This is a genomic window from Pedobacter sp. UYP1 (assembly GCF_040547305.1).
Taxonomy (GTDB): Bacteria; Bacteroidota; Bacteroidia; order Sphingobacteriales; family Sphingobacteriaceae; genus Pedobacter.
In genome coordinates, this window is sequence record NZ_JBEPPL010000001.1 from 387,359 (window position 1) to 404,802 (window position 17,444).

14 protein-coding genes are annotated in these 17,444 nt (G+C 36.7%); 3 read left to right on the forward strand and 11 right to left on the reverse strand.

All coding sequences use genetic code 11. The features are described 5' to 3' along the window. The first annotated feature begins 2 nt into the window (after positions 1 to 2). From ABIB30_RS01630 to ABIB30_RS01640, 3 genes are all read left to right on the forward strand, one after another. Positions 3 to 1,088 (forward strand): AI-2E family transporter, encoded by a 1,086-nt coding sequence (locus ABIB30_RS01630; RefSeq protein ID WP_354299004.1) that lies wholly within the window; start codon positions 3 to 5, stop codon positions 1,086 to 1,088. A gap of 32 nt (positions 1,089 to 1,120) precedes the next feature. After that, the gene (locus tag ABIB30_RS01635; protein WP_354299005.1) at positions 1,121 to 1,705 is read left to right on the forward strand and encodes a Crp/Fnr family transcriptional regulator; all 585 of its coding nucleotides are present in this window, start codon (positions 1,121 to 1,123) and stop codon (positions 1,703 to 1,705) included. An 80-nt stretch (positions 1,706 to 1,785) separates the two neighbouring features. Beyond that, entirely contained in the window at positions 1,786 to 2,523 is a 738-nt protein-coding gene (locus ABIB30_RS01640) for an SDR family oxidoreductase (RefSeq protein ID WP_354299006.1), read from the forward strand. 82 nt (positions 2,524 to 2,605) lie between these two features. Here ABIB30_RS01640 and ABIB30_RS01645 read toward each other — a convergent pair whose 3' ends face one another. The 11 genes from ABIB30_RS01645 to tssD (ABIB30_RS01695) all read right to left on the reverse strand — a co-directional run bounded on the left by ABIB30_RS01645 (position 2,606) and on the right by tssD (ABIB30_RS01695) (position 17,126). Then, a complete protein-coding gene (locus ABIB30_RS01645; protein WP_354299007.1) occupies positions 2,606 to 3,124 on the reverse strand; it encodes a hypothetical protein in 519 nt (172 codons plus the stop codon). Between the two features lie 30 nt (positions 3,125 to 3,154). Beyond that, a complete protein-coding gene (locus ABIB30_RS01650) occupies positions 3,155 to 6,466 on the reverse strand; it encodes a TonB-dependent receptor (protein WP_354299008.1) in 3,312 nt (1,103 codons plus the stop codon). A gap of 332 nt (positions 6,467 to 6,798) precedes the next feature. Continuing rightward, positions 6,799 to 7,230 carry a hypothetical protein gene (locus ABIB30_RS01655; protein ID WP_354299009.1) on the reverse strand — a complete coding sequence of 144 codons (432 nt, stop codon included), beginning with the start codon at positions 7,228 to 7,230 and terminating at the stop codon, positions 6,799 to 6,801. Positions 7,231 to 7,261: 31 nt separating this feature from the next. After that, a complete protein-coding gene (locus tag ABIB30_RS01660) occupies positions 7,262 to 8,587 on the reverse strand; it encodes an SH3 domain-containing protein (protein ID WP_354299010.1) in 1,326 nt (441 codons plus the stop codon). Beyond that, a complete protein-coding gene (locus ABIB30_RS01665; RefSeq protein WP_354299011.1) occupies positions 8,580 to 11,777 on the reverse strand; it encodes a DUF5675 family protein in 3,198 nt (1,065 codons plus the stop codon). Before ABIB30_RS01665 ends, ABIB30_RS01660 begins: the two co-directional genes overlap by 8 nt. A gap of 10 nt (positions 11,778 to 11,787) precedes the next feature. Next, positions 11,788 to 12,612, reverse strand: coding sequence for a hypothetical protein (locus tag ABIB30_RS01670; RefSeq protein ID WP_354299012.1), 825 nt, complete (start codon positions 12,610 to 12,612; stop codon positions 11,788 to 11,790). Positions 12,613 to 12,618: 6 nt separating this feature from the next. Then, on the reverse strand, positions 12,619 to 13,131 hold the full coding sequence (locus ABIB30_RS01675; RefSeq protein WP_354299013.1) for a hypothetical protein: 513 nt from the start codon (positions 13,129 to 13,131) through the stop codon (positions 12,619 to 12,621). After that, positions 13,106 to 14,386, reverse strand: a complete 1,281-nt coding sequence (locus ABIB30_RS01680) for a hypothetical protein (protein ID WP_354299014.1) — start codon at positions 14,384 to 14,386, stop codon at positions 13,106 to 13,108. Before ABIB30_RS01680 ends, ABIB30_RS01675 begins: the two co-directional genes overlap by 26 nt. Positions 14,387 to 14,397: 11 nt before the next feature. Then, positions 14,398 to 16,206 (reverse strand): type VI secretion system Vgr family protein, encoded by a 1,809-nt coding sequence (locus tag ABIB30_RS01685; RefSeq protein ID WP_354299015.1) that lies wholly within the window; start codon positions 16,204 to 16,206, stop codon positions 14,398 to 14,400. A gap of 90 nt (positions 16,207 to 16,296) precedes the next feature. Continuing rightward, on the reverse strand, positions 16,297 to 16,692 hold the full coding sequence (gene tssD / locus ABIB30_RS01690) for a type VI secretion system tube protein TssD (protein ID WP_041878824.1): 396 nt from the start codon (positions 16,690 to 16,692) through the stop codon (positions 16,297 to 16,299). Between the two features lie 38 nt (positions 16,693 to 16,730). Beyond that, entirely contained in the window at positions 16,731 to 17,126 is a 396-nt protein-coding gene (gene tssD, locus ABIB30_RS01695) for a type VI secretion system tube protein TssD (protein WP_068398956.1), read from the reverse strand. Positions 17,127 to 17,444: the final 318 nt, after the last annotated feature.

The window sequence follows — 17,444 nt, forward strand, 5'->3', positions numbered from 1 at the left end:
TCATGACTAATCAATATCCTAAAGATCTTTACAAAATTACAACTTCTGTTATCTTATATACATTTGGCCTGGTTGTGCTATTATGGTTTCTATACCAGATCATGAGCATATTCATCTTGTTTATATTTGCCATTGTACTTGGATTGATCATTAATCAGCCGGTAAGCAAGCTGGAAAAGAAAGGCATGAAGCGGTGGTTAGCCTCACTCATTGTCTTAGGAATTATTTTTATCGTCTCTACATTATTAGGGTTCTTGGTCGTACCACATATCAGTGAGCAAATAGATACGCTTGTAGGAGATTTGCCTGGTTATTTTAATAGTATATCTGATCATGTTACACATGTTTTGCGAAAGTACCCTGAGCTGAATAAAGAACTTCAGGGAGATGGTATGTCAATTTCTGAGGCTGTACCTTCCCTGGGAAAAACAGTTATCGGCCTAAGTAGTATTTCATTTAGTGTGCTTGGCGGCATATTTATGTTCATCGTATTTCTATCTATGATTATCTTTTTTGTCGGAAATCCAAGGCCGATCATCAATATGTACTTATCAGTTTTTGAACCTGAAAAACGTGGAAAAGCAGAAAGAGCATTACAGCATACCTCAATCATGTTGGGCGGATGGATGAAATCAAATCTTATAGGTGGTATAGTTCAAGCCATATTAGTCTATATATTTTTGACGATTATGAACGTTCCGGGAGCATTAGTCTGGGCTGCGTTAGCCTTTTTTTCAGAATTGATTCCAAAGATCGGTTTTTACATTATGGCCATTCCTCCTACCCTTGTTGCATTATCGATAAGCCCGGCTACTGCATTTTGGTGCCTCGTTTTTTTCTTATTATTGAATGAGTTGATTTCCGACTTTGTCATGCCTAAACTAAGGTCATCAACCATGAATATTCATCCGGTATCACTGCTTTTTCTATTGCTGGCAATGACTACAGCTTTTGGTTTAATGGGAGCACTTCTTGCGGCACCGATGGCCGCAATTATCAAAGCATATTACGAAGAGTTTTATTTACAGAGATTTCCTGATGATCCGGATATGGACCAGAGAATTGATAATATCCTTTACCAGCAATAAAAATAGAACGAATCAATTTGATAGATTTGTAAATGCATTATGATAATTTCAAGCCCATTTTCGACTTTCTTCGATTATACAAAGATATTTCGGAGTCTGATGCAGCTATTATTTGTCAGCAGCTACAATTTCGTAAAGTAAACGAAGGAGAAGTTTTATTACAGGAAGGTAAACCAGCAAAAGAATTATTTTTTGTTTGTAAAGGGATTTTAAAAATAGTTTCTTTCAGTGATAAGGGGAATCCAGTGATCCAGTTTTTTCTAAAAGAGCATCGTTTTTGTACTATCTTAAAAAGCTTCGATGATGGCATCCCTGCTAATGAGAGTATTATAGCAGCCTGTGATGCAGCGTTAATTGTATTGTCTAAAGACAAGTTACTGCAGCTATATCAAAAGCTTCCCTATTTTAAGGATTTAACTACGAATATTTTCCAGCAAAGCTTGTTAGAAAAAATAAAAGTCCGCAATTCTTATATGGGCGAAGATGCTACGACCCGCTATCAAAAGTTTATTTCGCAACAGCCTGATATCGCTTTAAGAGTTTCTTTAAGTGATGTAGCTTCTTATTTGGGCGTTACACAACAATCTTTAAGCAGAATCCGCAAAAATATACGTTAAGCTTTTGCTTTTTACCATTTGGTAAATCCCTTCAAAAACACCCTGCTTACCTTTGTTACCATAAATATTGAATAAAAAAAATGGAACAAATAGCAAAAAGCAAAGAAGTTTTACAAGGACAAAAAATTGTTATTATAGGTGGAAGTGCAGGCATCGGTCTGGCAACTGCAAAATCGGCTGCTGCGAAAAATGCAACGGTCATTATTATCTCCAGCAATCAACAACGAATCGATAAAGCGCTGGAAGAATTACCTGAAAGCGCAACAGGTTATGCAATTGATGTCACCAATGAGATACAGGTAAAAAATATTTTTGAGCAAATAGGATCTTTCGACCACCTTGTATTTACTGCAGGTGAGAATCTAGAGCTAGGTGATTTGAAAGATACTTCTTTAGTTGGAGCGCATCAATTCTTCGAGATCAGATATTGGGGCGCTTTTGCAGCAGTAAAATATGCTTCACCTTATGTTAAAGGTTCAATCGTATTGACAAGTGGTATCGCAAGTAACCGTCCGGGTAAAGGCTGGTCATTGGGCGCAAGTATCTGCTCGGCAATGGAAGGTTTTGCAAGAGCAATGGCTATAGAACTTGCACCGGTCAGGGTAAATATAGTCTCGCCAGGTGTGGTAAAAACAGATTTATGGTCTGGTATGTCGTTAACGGAGCGGGAAGAAATGTATAGTCAGATTGGGAGTTCATTACCAGTTAAAAGAGTCGGAAATGCTGATGATATTGCGAAAACTTATGTCTATTTAATGGAGCAGGATTATGGGACAGGACAAACAATCATCGTAGATGGCGGTGCATCTTTAGTCTAAATACATTTTTTGCTATATACAAAAAGGCCTGGTAAATTCTCTTTTGAGTTTTGCCAGGCCTTTTGCATGCAATTGATTTTAATTATTTAGGCACTACAGGTGCAGGGACAGTTTTGAAAAATGAAGACTGAGTCATTTTAGAAACCAGATCACCAGTTGCTGAATAAGCAGATGCTCTTACAGCATATGTTTTGTCAGATGCAAGATTCAGTTTGCTTAAGCTAAGCAGTATAGAACCGCTGTAAACCTGAACATTCGGGTAGTTGCTATCTTGTAAGATGTAGCTTATCGAGTGGTTAACAACCTTAGCTGTTGAACTTGCATCACTACCAGACCATGAAGGAAAGGTTACTGTACTTACAACCGCAGTTCCGTCTAATATTTCTATTGTAAATTTCCCTACAGGAACTTTTGCCGTTGCACCAAAGTTCAATTGCAGCACTGTAGTCAAAGTAAAAGGGCTGCTTTGCTGATAGCCTAAACTACTTAATTGCAAATTAGGCAACTTTGGCTCAATACCAGCTATGTCTGCCTTTTTAGTACAGGAGAACATAGTTAGCACCAATAGCGAAGTTAAAGCGATACTTATATATTTTTTCATTAGTATATATTTTAAATAATTAATGTTTGATTAGAAAATGTATTTAGCGCCTAATAGCAAACTCCATGTAGTACCAGAAGTTGCATTTTGATATGGCTGATTTACTAGTTTTCCATCAAACTGACGAAGGTTGTAAGAAGGCACTCCATTTGCATCAATACCAGTATATGTAAGTGGACTATTCGTTGTATTGAATTTTTTGATACCCCAGTTTCTATTTAATAAGTTAGGTAAATTGATCACTACCGCACTTAACTGTAAGGTATGTTTTGTGCCACCAGTATTGATATAGAAATCCTGAAGGATATTTGCATCAACACGGTTATACCAAGGAGAGAAAGCAGCATTTCTATCTGCGTACTCACCTCTGTGTTTACTTAAGTATGGAGAGTTATTGATGAATTGCTCTAATGCAGCAGCCTGTTGCTGAGCAGTATAGGTATAACCTACACCATTAACAGTTGTAGTATATGAAGTAAAGTTTACATCTGAACCTCTTTTAGGAATGTACATCAAATCTGAAGATCCATTACCATCACCATTTAAATCTCCGTTAACTACATAACTGAATGGATTACTTCCTGCCTGACCTTCATAGAACAGGCCAATTGTAGTTGCACCATGTTTCAGGTAGTTGAATTTGTAAGATGCACTGGCAACAATACGGTGAGGAACATAGTTACCTGAGTTTCTCAATTCAACATCATTACTTGTACCTACGTTAGAAGTGATAGCCCAAACTTGTGCTGCTGTAGAACCTGCGGTAGAGAATGCTTCTTTTGATTTTGTATAAGTATAAGCTATCGAAGCGTTAAAGCCGTTAAAGAAGTTTTTAGTCAATTGCGCACTTAAAGCAGATGAATAACCCTGGTTTGTATTTTCAAGAACAACTACAGTTCCAATGTTTGGATAAATAGATCTGTCTGATGCCTGAACAGCATTATTAGTACCAGTACCTACATAACGTACTCTTGAAAAATCACCTTCATTAATCACACCAGTTGGCGTTTTAAGATTGGCATTTCTCATTCTGGTTGCATTGATATCTTTGGTATAAATTGCTTCGAATGTAGCAGCAAAACCATTTCCCAAGTTTTTCTCAATCGCTAAGTCAGCTCTGAAAACCTGAGGGAATTTGTAGTTTTTGTCGATCACTACCGTAGAATTCTGAAGCGCTGTTCCGGCAGTTTGCGGGAATAAGTTTGCATATTCAGAAGGATCAGCTTTTAAAGTAATATTTTTCAACTGTTCTGCTGTTGCAACACCACCAAAGTTATACATGGCACTGTTACTTGGGCTATTTGTTAAGAATACATAAGGGATACGACCTGTGAAAATACCCATACCTCCACGGATCACTAACGATTTGTCTTCTAGTAAGCTCGCCCTGAAACCAACTCTTGGAGAAAGTAAGATACTTGATTTTGGAAATTTACCAGTATTGTAATTGGTCATTTTTCCATTTGCATCAGGTAACTGTAAAGCCGTAATCTGAGGATTTTCTACAGGATCCTGCATGTAAATACCTTTATCAGCGCGTAAACCGAAAGTTACTTTGAAGTTGTCATTTACACTATACTCATCCTGCGCATATAAGCTGAAAGTACCCACTTTAAGGTCGGCAGAGAATACCTGATCAACACCTGGAATCAAAGATTGATTGTAGGTAAATTGAATTGGTGCTCTGTTGTTTAAGAAGTCACTTAATGAATTGTAGATGTAAGAACCAGCAGCACCAGGCATGAATGAGTTACCAATTTTTTGGAATTCATAATTGATACCACCTGTTAAAGTGTGCTTACCTGCGTAGTATGTGATGTTATCATATATACTTACTGTATTGTCAATAACCTCATTGTATTTTGTGTTCGGATCAGAACCAGCTGTAATATAGTTATCACCAGCACCGTTAAAGATATCAATTGTTGGGAAAATACTACCTTTAGAAGTACGAGGGTTATCATATTTCTTGAAAGTAAGTAACAACTGGTTAGATAATTTAGGGCTGATTGTGCTGTTTAATTCAGCAGTACCTGTACTCACTTTGTTTAAAAAACCGTAGTTAGAATTCTCAAATCCCATAGATTTAAGACCAAAACGACCATTTGGCAAACCGCCGTTACCACGTGTCTGAGGCAGACCATTAGCACCTGTAAAAGTATAAGAGCCACTGTTAGGAGTACCTGTGGAATTGATAATCTGATCAGCAGTAGCATGTAAGTAACTGTACTTAACGCTTAATTTGTTTTTATCATTGATATTCCAGTCTAATTTCATCAAGACTTTAGTGTTCTTATTTTGGAACGCCGGGAAGTTATCATAAGAACCTGTTTCATAACCGTAATTATCTTTCAAGTACTTAGAAACAGCCTCTAAATCTGCAACTGGTGTAGCTGATTTATTACCTGCTGTACCTGTTGGAGAGAAACTAACACCTGGATTACTTGATACTTCTCTTTCAAAGTTGGTGAAGAAAAATAATTTGTTTTTGATAATTGGGCCACCTAAAGTAAATCCGTAAGTTTTAGTGCTTGACTTAGCAACCGCAGCGCTGATGTCGTTGTCACCAATTTTTGTTCCGTTAAAGGATTGATCTTTATAATAAGTATATCCTGAACCGTGGAAAGTATTGGTTCCGCTTTTAGTTGTTGCATATATTCCAGCACCTGTAAAACCAGATTGCTTCACGTCAAATGGCGCGATATTAATAGAAAGCTCATCATAAGCTTCAATAGAAATAGGCTGGGCTCCCCCACCTGGCAGTAAATCTGAAGAAGTACCGAAAGTGTTATTTAAGTTCGCTCCGTCAACAGTAATACTATTTGTACGGCTATCACGACCTGCAAAGCTTGTTCCGTTTGACTGAGGTGTTAAACGAGTAAAGTCGGTAATACTTCTTGAAAAAGTTGGTAAAGTAGACAACTGCTTAGAGCTGATGTTCGTGCTTGCGCCCGACTTTGCAGTCATAATACGTTTTGTACCTTTAATAGATACCGCTTCTAACTGTACACCACCATCAGACAAAACGGCTTTAAGAATAAATGGCTGGCCTAATTGAAGCACAATGTCAGTAGTTGTGCTTTTGTTAAAGCCAATATAGCTAACCTCAATCGTATAAGGCCCACCAATACGCATACCTGGAATGTTAAACAAACCGTCTTTATTAGAAACTGCTGAGTAAGATGTTCCCGATGGTACGTGAACTGCTTTAATCGATGCACCTGGAAGCGGCCCTTGTTTGGCATCTTTAACGCTCCCTGATACACTACTTGAAGTTACCTGTGCAAAGGCAACCGCGGTAGTAAAAAGGAAAAATAAAAAAATGAGTAAAGATTTTCTCATACTTGTTGTTTTTTGTTAGAAGTAAAATTTTTTGTTTTGTTTCGATATTTCGAGGCGCAAAAATAGATTATCCTGCCAATTCCAAGATTAAATTAATGTTAAGAAATAACGATTTAGTATATATTTAATGAAATATGACCAAACGGTGTCATATACTCCAATACTGATTCAGAAACGTGGATTTTGAGGCTTGGAGAGGTTTTAACAAATGGATTACGTTAACAAACTGGTAACCAATAATTAACAATTATTTAGTAGAGAACAGGGACCTATTCATGTTAAAACTTAGGCCCAATGATTATACATGACAATTGCATAAGTTAACTTCATACTCAATTATTTTTGGTTAGGGTATAAATTTTACTTTTCCCCTCTCCAAAACTAAGGTCAACATAAGGAGAAGACCAAGTATAGAATTTATTGCTATTTGTTATTGTACCGAAATTCTTTGTTTTTTTCAAAACGGCACTTTCTGTGTCATCTTCGGTACTAAGATAATCTAATTTCAAAAAATCATCACTTTCTTTTCCCGATAGCCGGTAAGTTTGATCTATTTGATAACCTTCTGCATGATATAAAATAGAATCTTTTGTAATCTTTAATGAAATTTTCTGCTGATCTCTCCAGTCATCGTGATCTTCATTTATAATAAAATAATAATCACCGTACCACTTCTCAGAAATTTTGTCGGATTTGTTTTTACAGCTAACCACAAGATTAAAAACCAAGTAGAAAATAAGAAACCTAATTTTCAGCGTATTCATTTACTTTAATATCATCATAAACATAAATTTCTTACATCTTCTTTTCAACCGAAGAAATCATTTTCCATTGACTATCTGGCTTAAGTTGATAGATTGTTGTATTAATCTTACAACAACCAACAGGTCCGCTGATAGTTAAAGTTTTATTTTTAGGATCTATGCTTTTTGGAAAGAAACTTCCCTGAAGAGGGAAAACATCTTCTTTTTTAAACTGTTTGTTAGTATTCTGCAAAAAAAATACATACTGAGGTCCGGCGTTACTTCCTTCATAGTTTAAAATTGCAAAATCTTCCAGGCCATCAAAATTGTAATCTGCTACTATAAATTGATGATAATTTTCTATCCCCTCATTGGTTTTTGTTTTACCCAGGTAAGAAATTGAACTACAATCACTTTTCATCCAGTATTCGGGTTTAAAAATCACCGCAGACTCCTGGTCTTTATTTTTCTGATCAGAAATAGTAATCTTTATTTCAGAAGGTACTTTACCACCATCACGGAACTTTGTAGCAATTATTTGATAACTAAATTTTGAAGCAGCATCACTAAAAACACATTGAGCAGAAGGTTTATTCGGATTAATTGTATTTGCTCCTTCCATACTGCCTTTTTTTTTCAACCTTATTCTGCTTTTATGCATATAGCCTTTGCTCCCGCTCCCGGTTTGAATAAACCACCAATCACCTGTTTTATTCAGGACAGAGATACTTTCTCCACTTTTCACTTCTTCTAATACAGCAGATGATGCACTTTTTTCTTTTCTTAAGTTGGAATATCCGTCTTTATCAAAGATTTCATAAACGACGGGTAAACGGTCAACATGACGTTCTTTTTGTATTGACTTAAAAACAGCCATTGATTGAGCTTTCATTGGTTCATCAAGAACTGATTCTAATTTTGGTGAATACGCCAATTGTTCTTTATCAAAATAAAATCTCCAGAATGACTCTGCTCTTTTTTTATCTAACTTCTTTAATAATGAAACGAAACTTTTATCTGTTTCAGTAATGTTATGCAGTTTAAGTTGAAAATAACCAATTGCATCCGCCTGCCAAGTACCATTTACAGCAATATCTATAAGCTGACTTTTATAACTTTCGTACTTTGCCTGGCTTGCCAATTGAAAAAAGTACTCAATATATTTATTGGCTCCACTATACAAAGGGTTTGGCTTATCTGCCTTATCATCCCATCCAAAAGTCGCTTTGAATTCCTCAAAATTATGGGGAAAATTAGCTAAAAACACATGCTCATCTTTAGCTGAGTATGCTTTTTTAAGCACCTCTATATCAGTTTTAGTCTGGGCTATATTATTACATGAAATTAATAATAATAATAAAATAAAGATCTTATTCATAGTTTGCTGTTATTATAATTCTGGCTCCTTTTATTCCCTTTAGTTTTACATAATTATTTATTTCACTCAATTTCGTCTTGCTTTCACCTACAAAATCTTTTGACCGGGTACTTCCAGCTAATAAACAACCTTCGGTATCATTTGCATCATTTCCTGAATGTATCAAAATTGCTCTGGAAGCTGGAACTTCATCATTAGATAATTTTAGGACATTTTTTTTCTTTGTTCCATTATGCCATTCCAAATTGTAAGTGCCAACAGGAACTCTTTGTTCTATTCCTGATACTGTAGTGTCCGGCCCTTTTTCTTCTAAGATAAATCCTTTTATTTCGGAACCATCAATCGTAAATTCACCAATAGTTGAATTTTTAGTCTCCCATTTTCTAACTAGCCTGATTGTCACTCCAGTAGTTATGTCTGTAATGGGCTTACCTCCTTCACAACAATTATCACCAAATTCTTTTAAAAAACCATTTTCTATATGTAACGTTGTTTTACCTTTTAATTCTTGCTGATAATAATCGTCATATTTTTTCAATACCGTCGTTAATTTCTCCTCTCTTTGTCCATACCCTGCACCAGGCAGACTAGCCCATTCGCCCTTAGCTTTATTTATAGCTCCCTTTATATCCCCACTCTTTATCAATTCTATAGCTTTCTTTTTTTCCTTTAACAGATAAAAACAATATTTATCCTGACTTACTGCATTGAAATCATGTATATTATTTTTATTTCTCCATTTAACAAATGGATCATCATTCCAGTTTGTTTTCGTGATCTGATAAGCACCGGCAGCTGTTGAGTCATGAGCTTTGATGTAAACTTTTGGATGTGAACTCATGTCCTTTCCATGATCAGCAAAAGTACTGCCACCTACAATTCTTGTATACCCGGCCTCATCTTCGGTCCCTTCTCCCACTCTGATCATTCTCATAAACGCTCTTACCTTCGCCTCATAATCGCAAATCCCATCTTTATTAATCGCTTTCCCTTTAACTTTCTCCACCCCAGCCATAGCCTTTCCGCCATTAGCCGGCACCCCATTCTTGAAGACCATTAAAGTACTCCTCAAACCTCCAACCTCTACCTCATCTATAACAACATAAAAACTATGCAGCTTCTCACTATAGCTCTTCTCCCAGCTCTTATCCAATACGAAATCAAACTGAACCAGGCCGCCTGCAGGTATAGGATAAACTTCATTAAGAACAGGCGTATCTCCTCTAAAAATATCAACACCCATCCGGCTTTCCTGTCGGCAGATCTTAACTCTTAACTTGGTAGCCGAAAGATTTCTAGTACGAACCCGGCATTGCATTTTATCGCCATATTCAGCACTCATTACCGACTTCCCAGCTTTCAGAAATTCAATACTTACAATCTGTTCGCCGGTAACCAACTGCAACTTTTTCTGCGGCTGCATGACAGCGGCATTTATAATTTCATAGCCCTTACTTTGGCAATTCACTTTGAAATAGAAAAGATCACCGGCTTTAATTTCTTTACTATATTTATCACGATTAGTATTAAAGTCGCAACCCTTTAAATTAACCACCTGACTTTCTGGAATTTTCAAACCTGTGATTACATGCAAAGGCTTTGCTTTATTATCTTTATTGAGATAACCATATTCCAGATCAAAGATCAATCCTTCCGCTGCCTGAAAAACCATCGCAGCATGATTCAGTTCATTCCATCCTGTTTTGTCTTTCACTCTACCCTCGGGATATTCCCATTGCGCACTGAGTAAGGTTGGTTGCGCAATGATGACTTTTACAGCAACTTTTGAAGAAGCTTTAACCATAAAAGGCTGCACAGTATATTCCCCCGGATGCTCAAATACATAGTCTATAGATTCGCCCATTTTTGAACTAAAATCTGCCACCAGTTTCCCTTTTGCATCCGTACACTGCCACTTCACTAATGCTTTTTCACTTTCGCGGGCTGGTAATATTTTAAACTGATCCTTGACAGTAAACTTAATGCTGTCCTTTACACGGGCACTTGCCCTGGAAGCACTTACGGATTGTATTCCATTTTTCAGGGCTTCAATTAATTTTGATTGTTTAGCAACACCGTTAAAATAAGCAGTGACTACATAACTGGCTTCATCATTACAGATTACCTGTGTAACAGGCCCTGTCTGATTTAACAATGAAGGTACCCCCGCTCCTTTATTTTTAGTGACGGTCCAACTGATTGCCTCCGTATTGCCTGGTATAGCAATGCCGGGAAAAAGACTCTTCAATTTAAATTCTACAGCTTCTTGTGTCCTTACTTTCAAACTGCCATCAATAGTTGTAACCGTATCAATCTCGTTCGCTTTGATATGAAATGGCTTAGTAACTTTTTTATCGCCTGCTTTTTTACCGTAAGCTTCAATAAGATAAGTACCAGCCTCTTTAAAGGTGATAGTGATTTTTTCTCCAACATCAGTCCGAAATTGCATTGGTTTCCCATTTGCATCATAAATGATCCAGTTAACGCCCTGTTTTTCAGCATCAGTTGGTTTTCCGTTAAAATTAGCTTTAAACTCTACAGGAGTATTCAGTGGTTGATCGGAATGGTATAAAACTGATTCAACAGATTTAACACTCGCACCATCTGTATCACTATTATTAGCCGCCTGTTCAGTTTTTATAATTTCTTCAGTTACTAAAGGTCCGTCAGCAGCCCACGCACCTGCATTTGCTTTTTCAACCTCTGCCGTGCTCACTTCGGCCTGCTGTCCATGCTGAACAATCTTGATTGTCCCACCTTTAGCGGTACATTTTGCGGTACTTTTTTCTGTGAGCACATACGCCCCGCCAGGTAACTCTACATGGTCATAATAGTCTTTCCACTCCAGCTTAGCTGTACAGGGAACTGGATAATTTGGATTAGGAACTTTGCACTGACCAAAATTAAGATTAGGCAGGGCATTTTCTTTATTTGTTGCAAGTAATTTTGATTCCCCATTATCATTAATCACATATTTATGATGACTCAATACCTTCAAAGACTTTGGAGAAGGATCAACAGCCTTATCACAGGTACATTTTGCACCATCACAGACCAGTAATTCTGCAGAAGCAGCACCACTTTCAGCAACAGGTTCTTGTTTGACTCCAGTATCATGCTGATTTCCTGAGGATTCAGTGCCTTTATTATTTTCTTTTTCGCTTACGGTTTCAGGATCAGTACTCCACATAGCAAACAATTTAGATAGACGTTAATTTTATTTTTATTACTTTTTCAAAGCCTGATTCCGTGATCAGAACGTAATTGCTTTCAAAAGAAGAGCACCAGCCAGTTTCTTTACTGATTGTAAAAGACCCGCTACTTGTAATTTCTGGTTTCAGCAAAGGCTGATTATCTATTTTATTTTTTATCCATTTTTCGAGTTGCTCACTAATTTCAGTTCCCTTCCATTTTCCGGAAAATTCAAGATTATAATGAGTTGCTGATGACTTCAGTTTCCAGACTTCATGAAGTCTGGTCGCTTCAGGTGTCAAACCATATATAGTTCTTTGTAAACGACTTATACCTGATTCAAATTTCATCTCATAAATATTCCTGAAGTAATCATTTAAGAATAAATCACGCATAACAAAATTCATCAATTGATCAGAGGGCAACATTTTAAGGTCAATTTCAGTAAGTCTTTCCTCCACCCAATCACCTGTATAAGTGTTAGCCAGAACTTCACGTAATAAAAGCCATTTCTTCCAGAGTACATCTTGTTTTTCCAACAACACAGGCATCCCCTTAAATCCTATCTTAAATGTCAGGTAGCTTAATGCCTGCGAAGCCTGCTGAACGAAAGCATCCGCATTATTATCGGAAAGACTATTTACAGGTGCAGCTTCACGAATAACCTGGATACACTGCTTTCCCAACCAAAATGATAGTTTTTCAGGTATAATAGTTACATAACTGACTTTCGCTGAACTTTTAAAATCGCCTTCTTTCCTTTCAGTGATTTCCGAACTAAAGGTCAGCTGGAGAGGTTTTTCTAATGCTTTATAAGGGATACTGGTACTCATCTGTTCCTAATGTAAAACCTGTTTAGCTTTTTTTAATATAAAATTAGGCCGGTCACTGTTAAAAGGTTCTCCGTTCATTTCATAACTTTCATGACACAACAATATGCCGTGGTCAACTTTTATCGTATTACTCTTAAATCCGGAAATAACGTGTTGCTCACTCTTGATTGTAATTACAATAGAATCCTGCTTCTGAACAAAAGGATGTTTAGTATTATTACTGTAAAGCACTAAATCAACAGATTGATCATCATTTAAAATTGATTTGATACCTAATTCTGATTTAATACGTTTTCCATTTCTTCTTATCTCTATAACAGCACCTTTTAACCCGGATGAATCAAGACCAGCAAATGATATCATTGGTATTTCATAATACTTTTTAGCCACACAATCAGCGGTTATCCGATCATCCTGTTTTTTATTATTGTAACCCATAAAGGCATATAAGGCAATCGCAGCGATTACAATAACGCCTATAAAAACCGGCCACTTATTTTTTGATTTTGTAATAGCCATAAAAATTTGAATTAAAAACAGATTTACTGAAGATATCAGCTTCTTTTAATTTTCCCCAGCTAAAGTAATTGAATGAACATTCTCCCTTCTCAGCGTCTATGTTTAAATTTCCTTCAAAAACAATGTAATGCCAGTTCACAAAATTCATCCAGCTATCTTTTTTAGCAAGCATATTTGCATTGATCAATAATATGATCTGATAGCCTTGATTGTATTCAGTCTCCATTGTTTTAAGTACCTCAGGATAATTATTGATTTTGGAGATTGCAGTATTGTCAATAATTGTGGAATATCCCATTAAATCTTTCAGGAGCTTTTCCATCACAGATCCCCAATTGATCGCAGAAACAGTTTCACTATTTTTACCGCTATAGCCTATCCCACTTTCGCTGCTTCTGGTACTAGCCATTACAATCCAGTCGATTTGAGGCATCAATTCCGGTTTTTCCATCTTTTTGCCATTGCTATACTCCCGCTGACCTGGGTATTCTTCATTCTCCAATAGAGGTGTCATATCGTACATGGAAGAATTGGGTTGTATAGTATATTTATTAAAAGTAAACTCTCCTTTACGATGAAGTTCTAAAGCTATTTTTTGATAATCAGCCGGAGCAACTTTCAAAAAAGCATAATAAATAGCAGCCATACCACATAAAGAAGTCGTATTCTGATCAATTAGAGAGTTTTTCTTCAGACGTTCACTGATCTCTCTCACCACAACCTCACGCGAAAAATATCTGAACCTGTAATGAACCCAGATAGTGATTGAAGCACCACTTTCTTTACTTTTTATATAAGCATAGATTGTCAGGTTGCGCCCGCAAACCGCTAACGCTTCAATAGAAAGAGCCATTTTTTTCCCTTTATGGCCGTGAAAATTACCCTCCACTTTTCCTTCTTCTCCATCAAAACTGTATGCCCATTTTATCGTAGAAAAATCGGTGGGTGCCTTTCCGTCTTTAAAAGTTACGGCCTCAAAAACATAAACCTTGCCATAAACCATTCCATCGACCAAAGGCCCGGTTCCTTGTTCATTATACCCCTTTTCTAATTTAGTTTTAGTGATTACACTGTCAACTTCATATTCAAGTGTACCCTTCTCAGGAGCGACATAGGGTTCGTACTGAACCTTATCCTTACTTTGGATATCTACCTCTTTAATTGCATTCAACTGTAAATCGCCATCAGTAGCAAACCACCTGGAACTTTCAGAAGTCTCCGATAGATTTTTAGAAAAAGATCTTATACTGCCCATATACCTACAGCTTAAAACAGTTTGACTTTACCGCCACTTTTATTAATAATCTGTTTTGAACTATGTAGTTCAATATTTTCTTTTGTACTGTTAACATTGATACTCTCGGCAGTTTTCTCAATATGACTTGCTGTCTTATTGATATTATCATTTGCAAGCATCGTTATATTTTCGGCAGCAATAGTTTGATCTTTACCTGCATGCTGCGTAATATTCTCCTGAGCAGAAGCACTGATATTATTTCCAGCAGTAAAGCTGATATCATCAACAGCACTTATTTCAATATTTTTTGCATGAATGCGAATATACTCTGGTGCTGTGATTTCTATGCTCGAAGCATTCGTGTCAAACCTGATCACATTGTTGTTTTTATCCGTAATGGTAATCATTTCTTTTGCATCACTATCGTCAAATTCAATCAAGTGACCACTTCTGGTGGATATAGATTTCTTAATATTATTGACATCACCGCCAGCACCGGTTTTTCCATTAAAAATACTCCCCATTACAAAAGGACGATCGGGGTCATTGTATCTGAATCCAAGGATCACCTGATCCCCTAATTCAGGTATAAAAACCTGTCCTCTGTTTTGACTAAACTGATCACTTGAGCCAGCATCCGGAGTTAATACACGGATCCAGTCGGTAGTTTGATTGTTTTTTTGCCAAAGCATCCGGACTTTAACTCTCCCCATATGTTCAGGATCATTATTTTCTGTAACTATTCCCACCTGGGATACCGCTTCAGGATTTTTAATGGGAGGTGCAGGAATGACACTGACATCAGCAGAAATTCCTTTAAAAGTGTTTTTATAACGGCCAACATCGTTAATATGATGCGTGATTTCAGTAATCAGGTATTTTCCAAATTCATCCTGATTAAACAAACCATTGAGCCCTTTTCTTGAAACATGGATTTCGGCAATACTGCCAATATTCAAATTAGTATTGGTACTTTCTCCGTTCACGTCAGAAAGTCCAGCTGCTTCACCAGCAGCATGCCTGCTTGTCAATAAGTCAAGCTGCTGTTTATTACTTATTCTCGGTTTTATGGTAGAATTGGCCTGTTCACCAAACACATCACTGCTTTTACTTACTCCGAATTTTGCATATTCATTTAATCCCTCATGTTCAGAAGGACTATCAGCGTCAATCATCTTATCTTCGTGTGAATTATATGAAAAGTAAGAAAAATTAAGAGTTTTAATTCGTACAGCAGTTTTCATCAGCGTCAGGTCTTGTCCATGAATCAGATTTACCTGTTTTTGATCGTTTGGACGTCCAAAGTTTAAGATCTTTCCATCGTAATAGAAGAAATCTCCATATTCTGCGCTCAGTCTGTTCAAAAATTCAAAATTACTCTCCTTAAACTGTGTGAGATATGGCAGTGTATCTTTATAGGCAGGTGAAATATTTACATCAAGTTCATTTCCAGGTACATTTTTAATAACCTGTTTGATTATAGTAGCTAAGGTTGCCTGATTAAAAGAAAGTAAGTGTGGTCCTGTTTCCAGCAAAATTGACGACGAGTAACCTTTAACAACAAGATTACCTCTAAGTCCATGGTTCTGTTCTAATCCAACTTCACAAATAATCCCCTTAAAATTCATTGCTCCCGAATCAAGGCTTAATACAAATTGTTTACCTATCCAGGATTGTGACTGATCTATTTTATAGGATCCTGTAACTTCGATGACGTCATGATTCAGAACGATTTCGAATTCATGATGCTGATTAAAAGATTGTGTGAGTTTTATTGAAGTATAATGAAAGATATTTTGTTCAGCAATTTGCAGTTCTATTTGCACTTTATGCTCCATGGTTGAGAGTATTAATTAGGTTGGGGACTACTGAAAAAACTGCAGGAAACCGTCCCGGCTTCCTGCAGATAAAGCGGTGGATTTTGCTGACTAAGCCTTAGGCCAGTCATTGGTATGCTCAGCATTACCAATCTTAAGTTTACGCGCAGATACCACAAAGCTCAGAGTCATTGGAGTATTGTCGTTCACTGCAATCCCTTCATTGTACTGGATGATGTAACCATCTTCGAAATGCAATTCTTTCATTTTTGCATCTTCTTCACCCTTTTTAAATACAATCGTTCCTGCTTGTGGTTTATACTGGTTATTCACCATAGATTCAATCACTGAAGTATCTTCAGTAGATTCAATTTCTAAATGGATAGTACCACCATAAACTCCTGATGATGGACGTCCCTTTGCGTCTACATCTCTGTTTAATGAATAGCTGCATTGCAGCACATCGAATTCTTTAGACCCTAGAGTCAATCTGGTTTTAAATGCCATGATAATTTTTTTTAAATGTTAAACTTCCTGAATTTGAATTACGCTTTTGGCCAATCATTTACATGTTCGGCATTCCCTGCTTTTAATTTGCGCGCAGAGATCTGGAATTTCAAGGTCATTGGATTATCTCCAGTGATGTTGATCCCTTCGGTATATTTCACAATATACCCGTCTTCAAAATGAACTTCCTTCATCTTGGCATCTTCTTCTGATTTTTTAATCAGCAGCGTACCGGCTAAAGGTTTGTACTGGTTGTTTACCATTGCTTCGATGACAGAGGTGTCTTCGGTAGATTCGAGTTCGATATCGATTGTTCCACCATACACTCCGGAAGAGGGTCTTCCTTTTGCATCTACATCACGGTTTAGAGAATAGGCACAGTGAAGCACATCGTACTCCTTGCCCGAAAAGTTTAATCTTGCTTTGAAAGCCATAACTTTTTGTTTTAGGGTTGTAAAATATTAACTGTTCGGATGACGTCAAAAATTCTGCCATTAACAACTAGTAATCAAGTGTATATAGGAATGTAAAATAAGAAAACTGCTTTTTTAATGTCGCCAGGGCTTAAACTTAAAAGCAAAAACATTATAAATATTTTCAAACTTAACCTCTCACATCTTAAAATTATTATAATGTCACCACAAACGTCTGTTTTAGTGTACGTTCCATTTTATAGACAAGCTGTATAAATTCAGATACGCAGCCGTAAATGTTCAAATACTATTATTTCTTTTTTACGTAACTAAATTCTT

Bases quoted from the DNA above. Each gene is read 5' to 3' on its own strand.
- ABIB30_RS01685 (WP_354299015.1), bottom strand. From the start codon at position 16,206: ATGGAGCATAAAGTGCAAATAGAACTGCAAATTGCTGAACAAAATATC.
- ABIB30_RS01675 (WP_354299013.1), bottom strand. From the start codon at position 13,131: ATGGCTATTACAAAATCAAAAAATAAGTGGCCGGTTTTTATAGGCGTT.
- ABIB30_RS01670 (WP_354299012.1), bottom strand. From the start codon at position 12,612: ATGAGTACCAGTATCCCTTATAAAGCATTAGAAAAACCTCTCCAGCTG.
- ABIB30_RS01630 (WP_354299004.1), top strand. From the start codon at position 3: ATGACTAATCAATATCCTAAAGATCTTTACAAAATTACAACTTCTGTT.
- ABIB30_RS01655 (WP_354299009.1), bottom strand. From the start codon at position 7,230: ATGAATACGCTGAAAATTAGGTTTCTTATTTTCTACTTGGTTTTTAAT.
- ABIB30_RS01635 (WP_354299005.1), top strand. From the start codon at position 1,121: ATGCATTATGATAATTTCAAGCCCATTTTCGACTTTCTTCGATTATAC.
- ABIB30_RS01640 (WP_354299006.1), top strand. From the start codon at position 1,786: ATGGAACAAATAGCAAAAAGCAAAGAAGTTTTACAAGGACAAAAAATT.
- ABIB30_RS01680 (WP_354299014.1), bottom strand. From the start codon at position 14,386: ATGGGCAGTATAAGATCTTTTTCTAAAAATCTATCGGAGACTTCTGAA.
- ABIB30_RS01660 (WP_354299010.1), bottom strand. From the start codon at position 8,587: ATGAATAAGATCTTTATTTTATTATTATTATTAATTTCATGTAATAAT.
- ABIB30_RS01645 (WP_354299007.1), bottom strand. From the start codon at position 3,124: ATGAAAAAATATATAAGTATCGCTTTAACTTCGCTATTGGTGCTAACT.
- ABIB30_RS01665 (WP_354299011.1), bottom strand. From the start codon at position 11,777: ATGTGGAGTACTGATCCTGAAACCGTAAGCGAAAAAGAAAATAATAAA.
- tssD (WP_041878824.1), bottom strand. From the start codon at position 16,692: ATGGCATTTAAAACCAGATTGACTCTAGGGTCTAAAGAATTCGATGTG.
- ABIB30_RS01650 (WP_354299008.1), bottom strand. From the start codon at position 6,466: ATGAGAAAATCTTTACTCATTTTTTTATTTTTCCTTTTTACTACCGCG.
- tssD (WP_068398956.1), bottom strand. From the start codon at position 17,126: ATGGCTTTCAAAGCAAGATTAAACTTTTCGGGCAAGGAGTACGATGTG.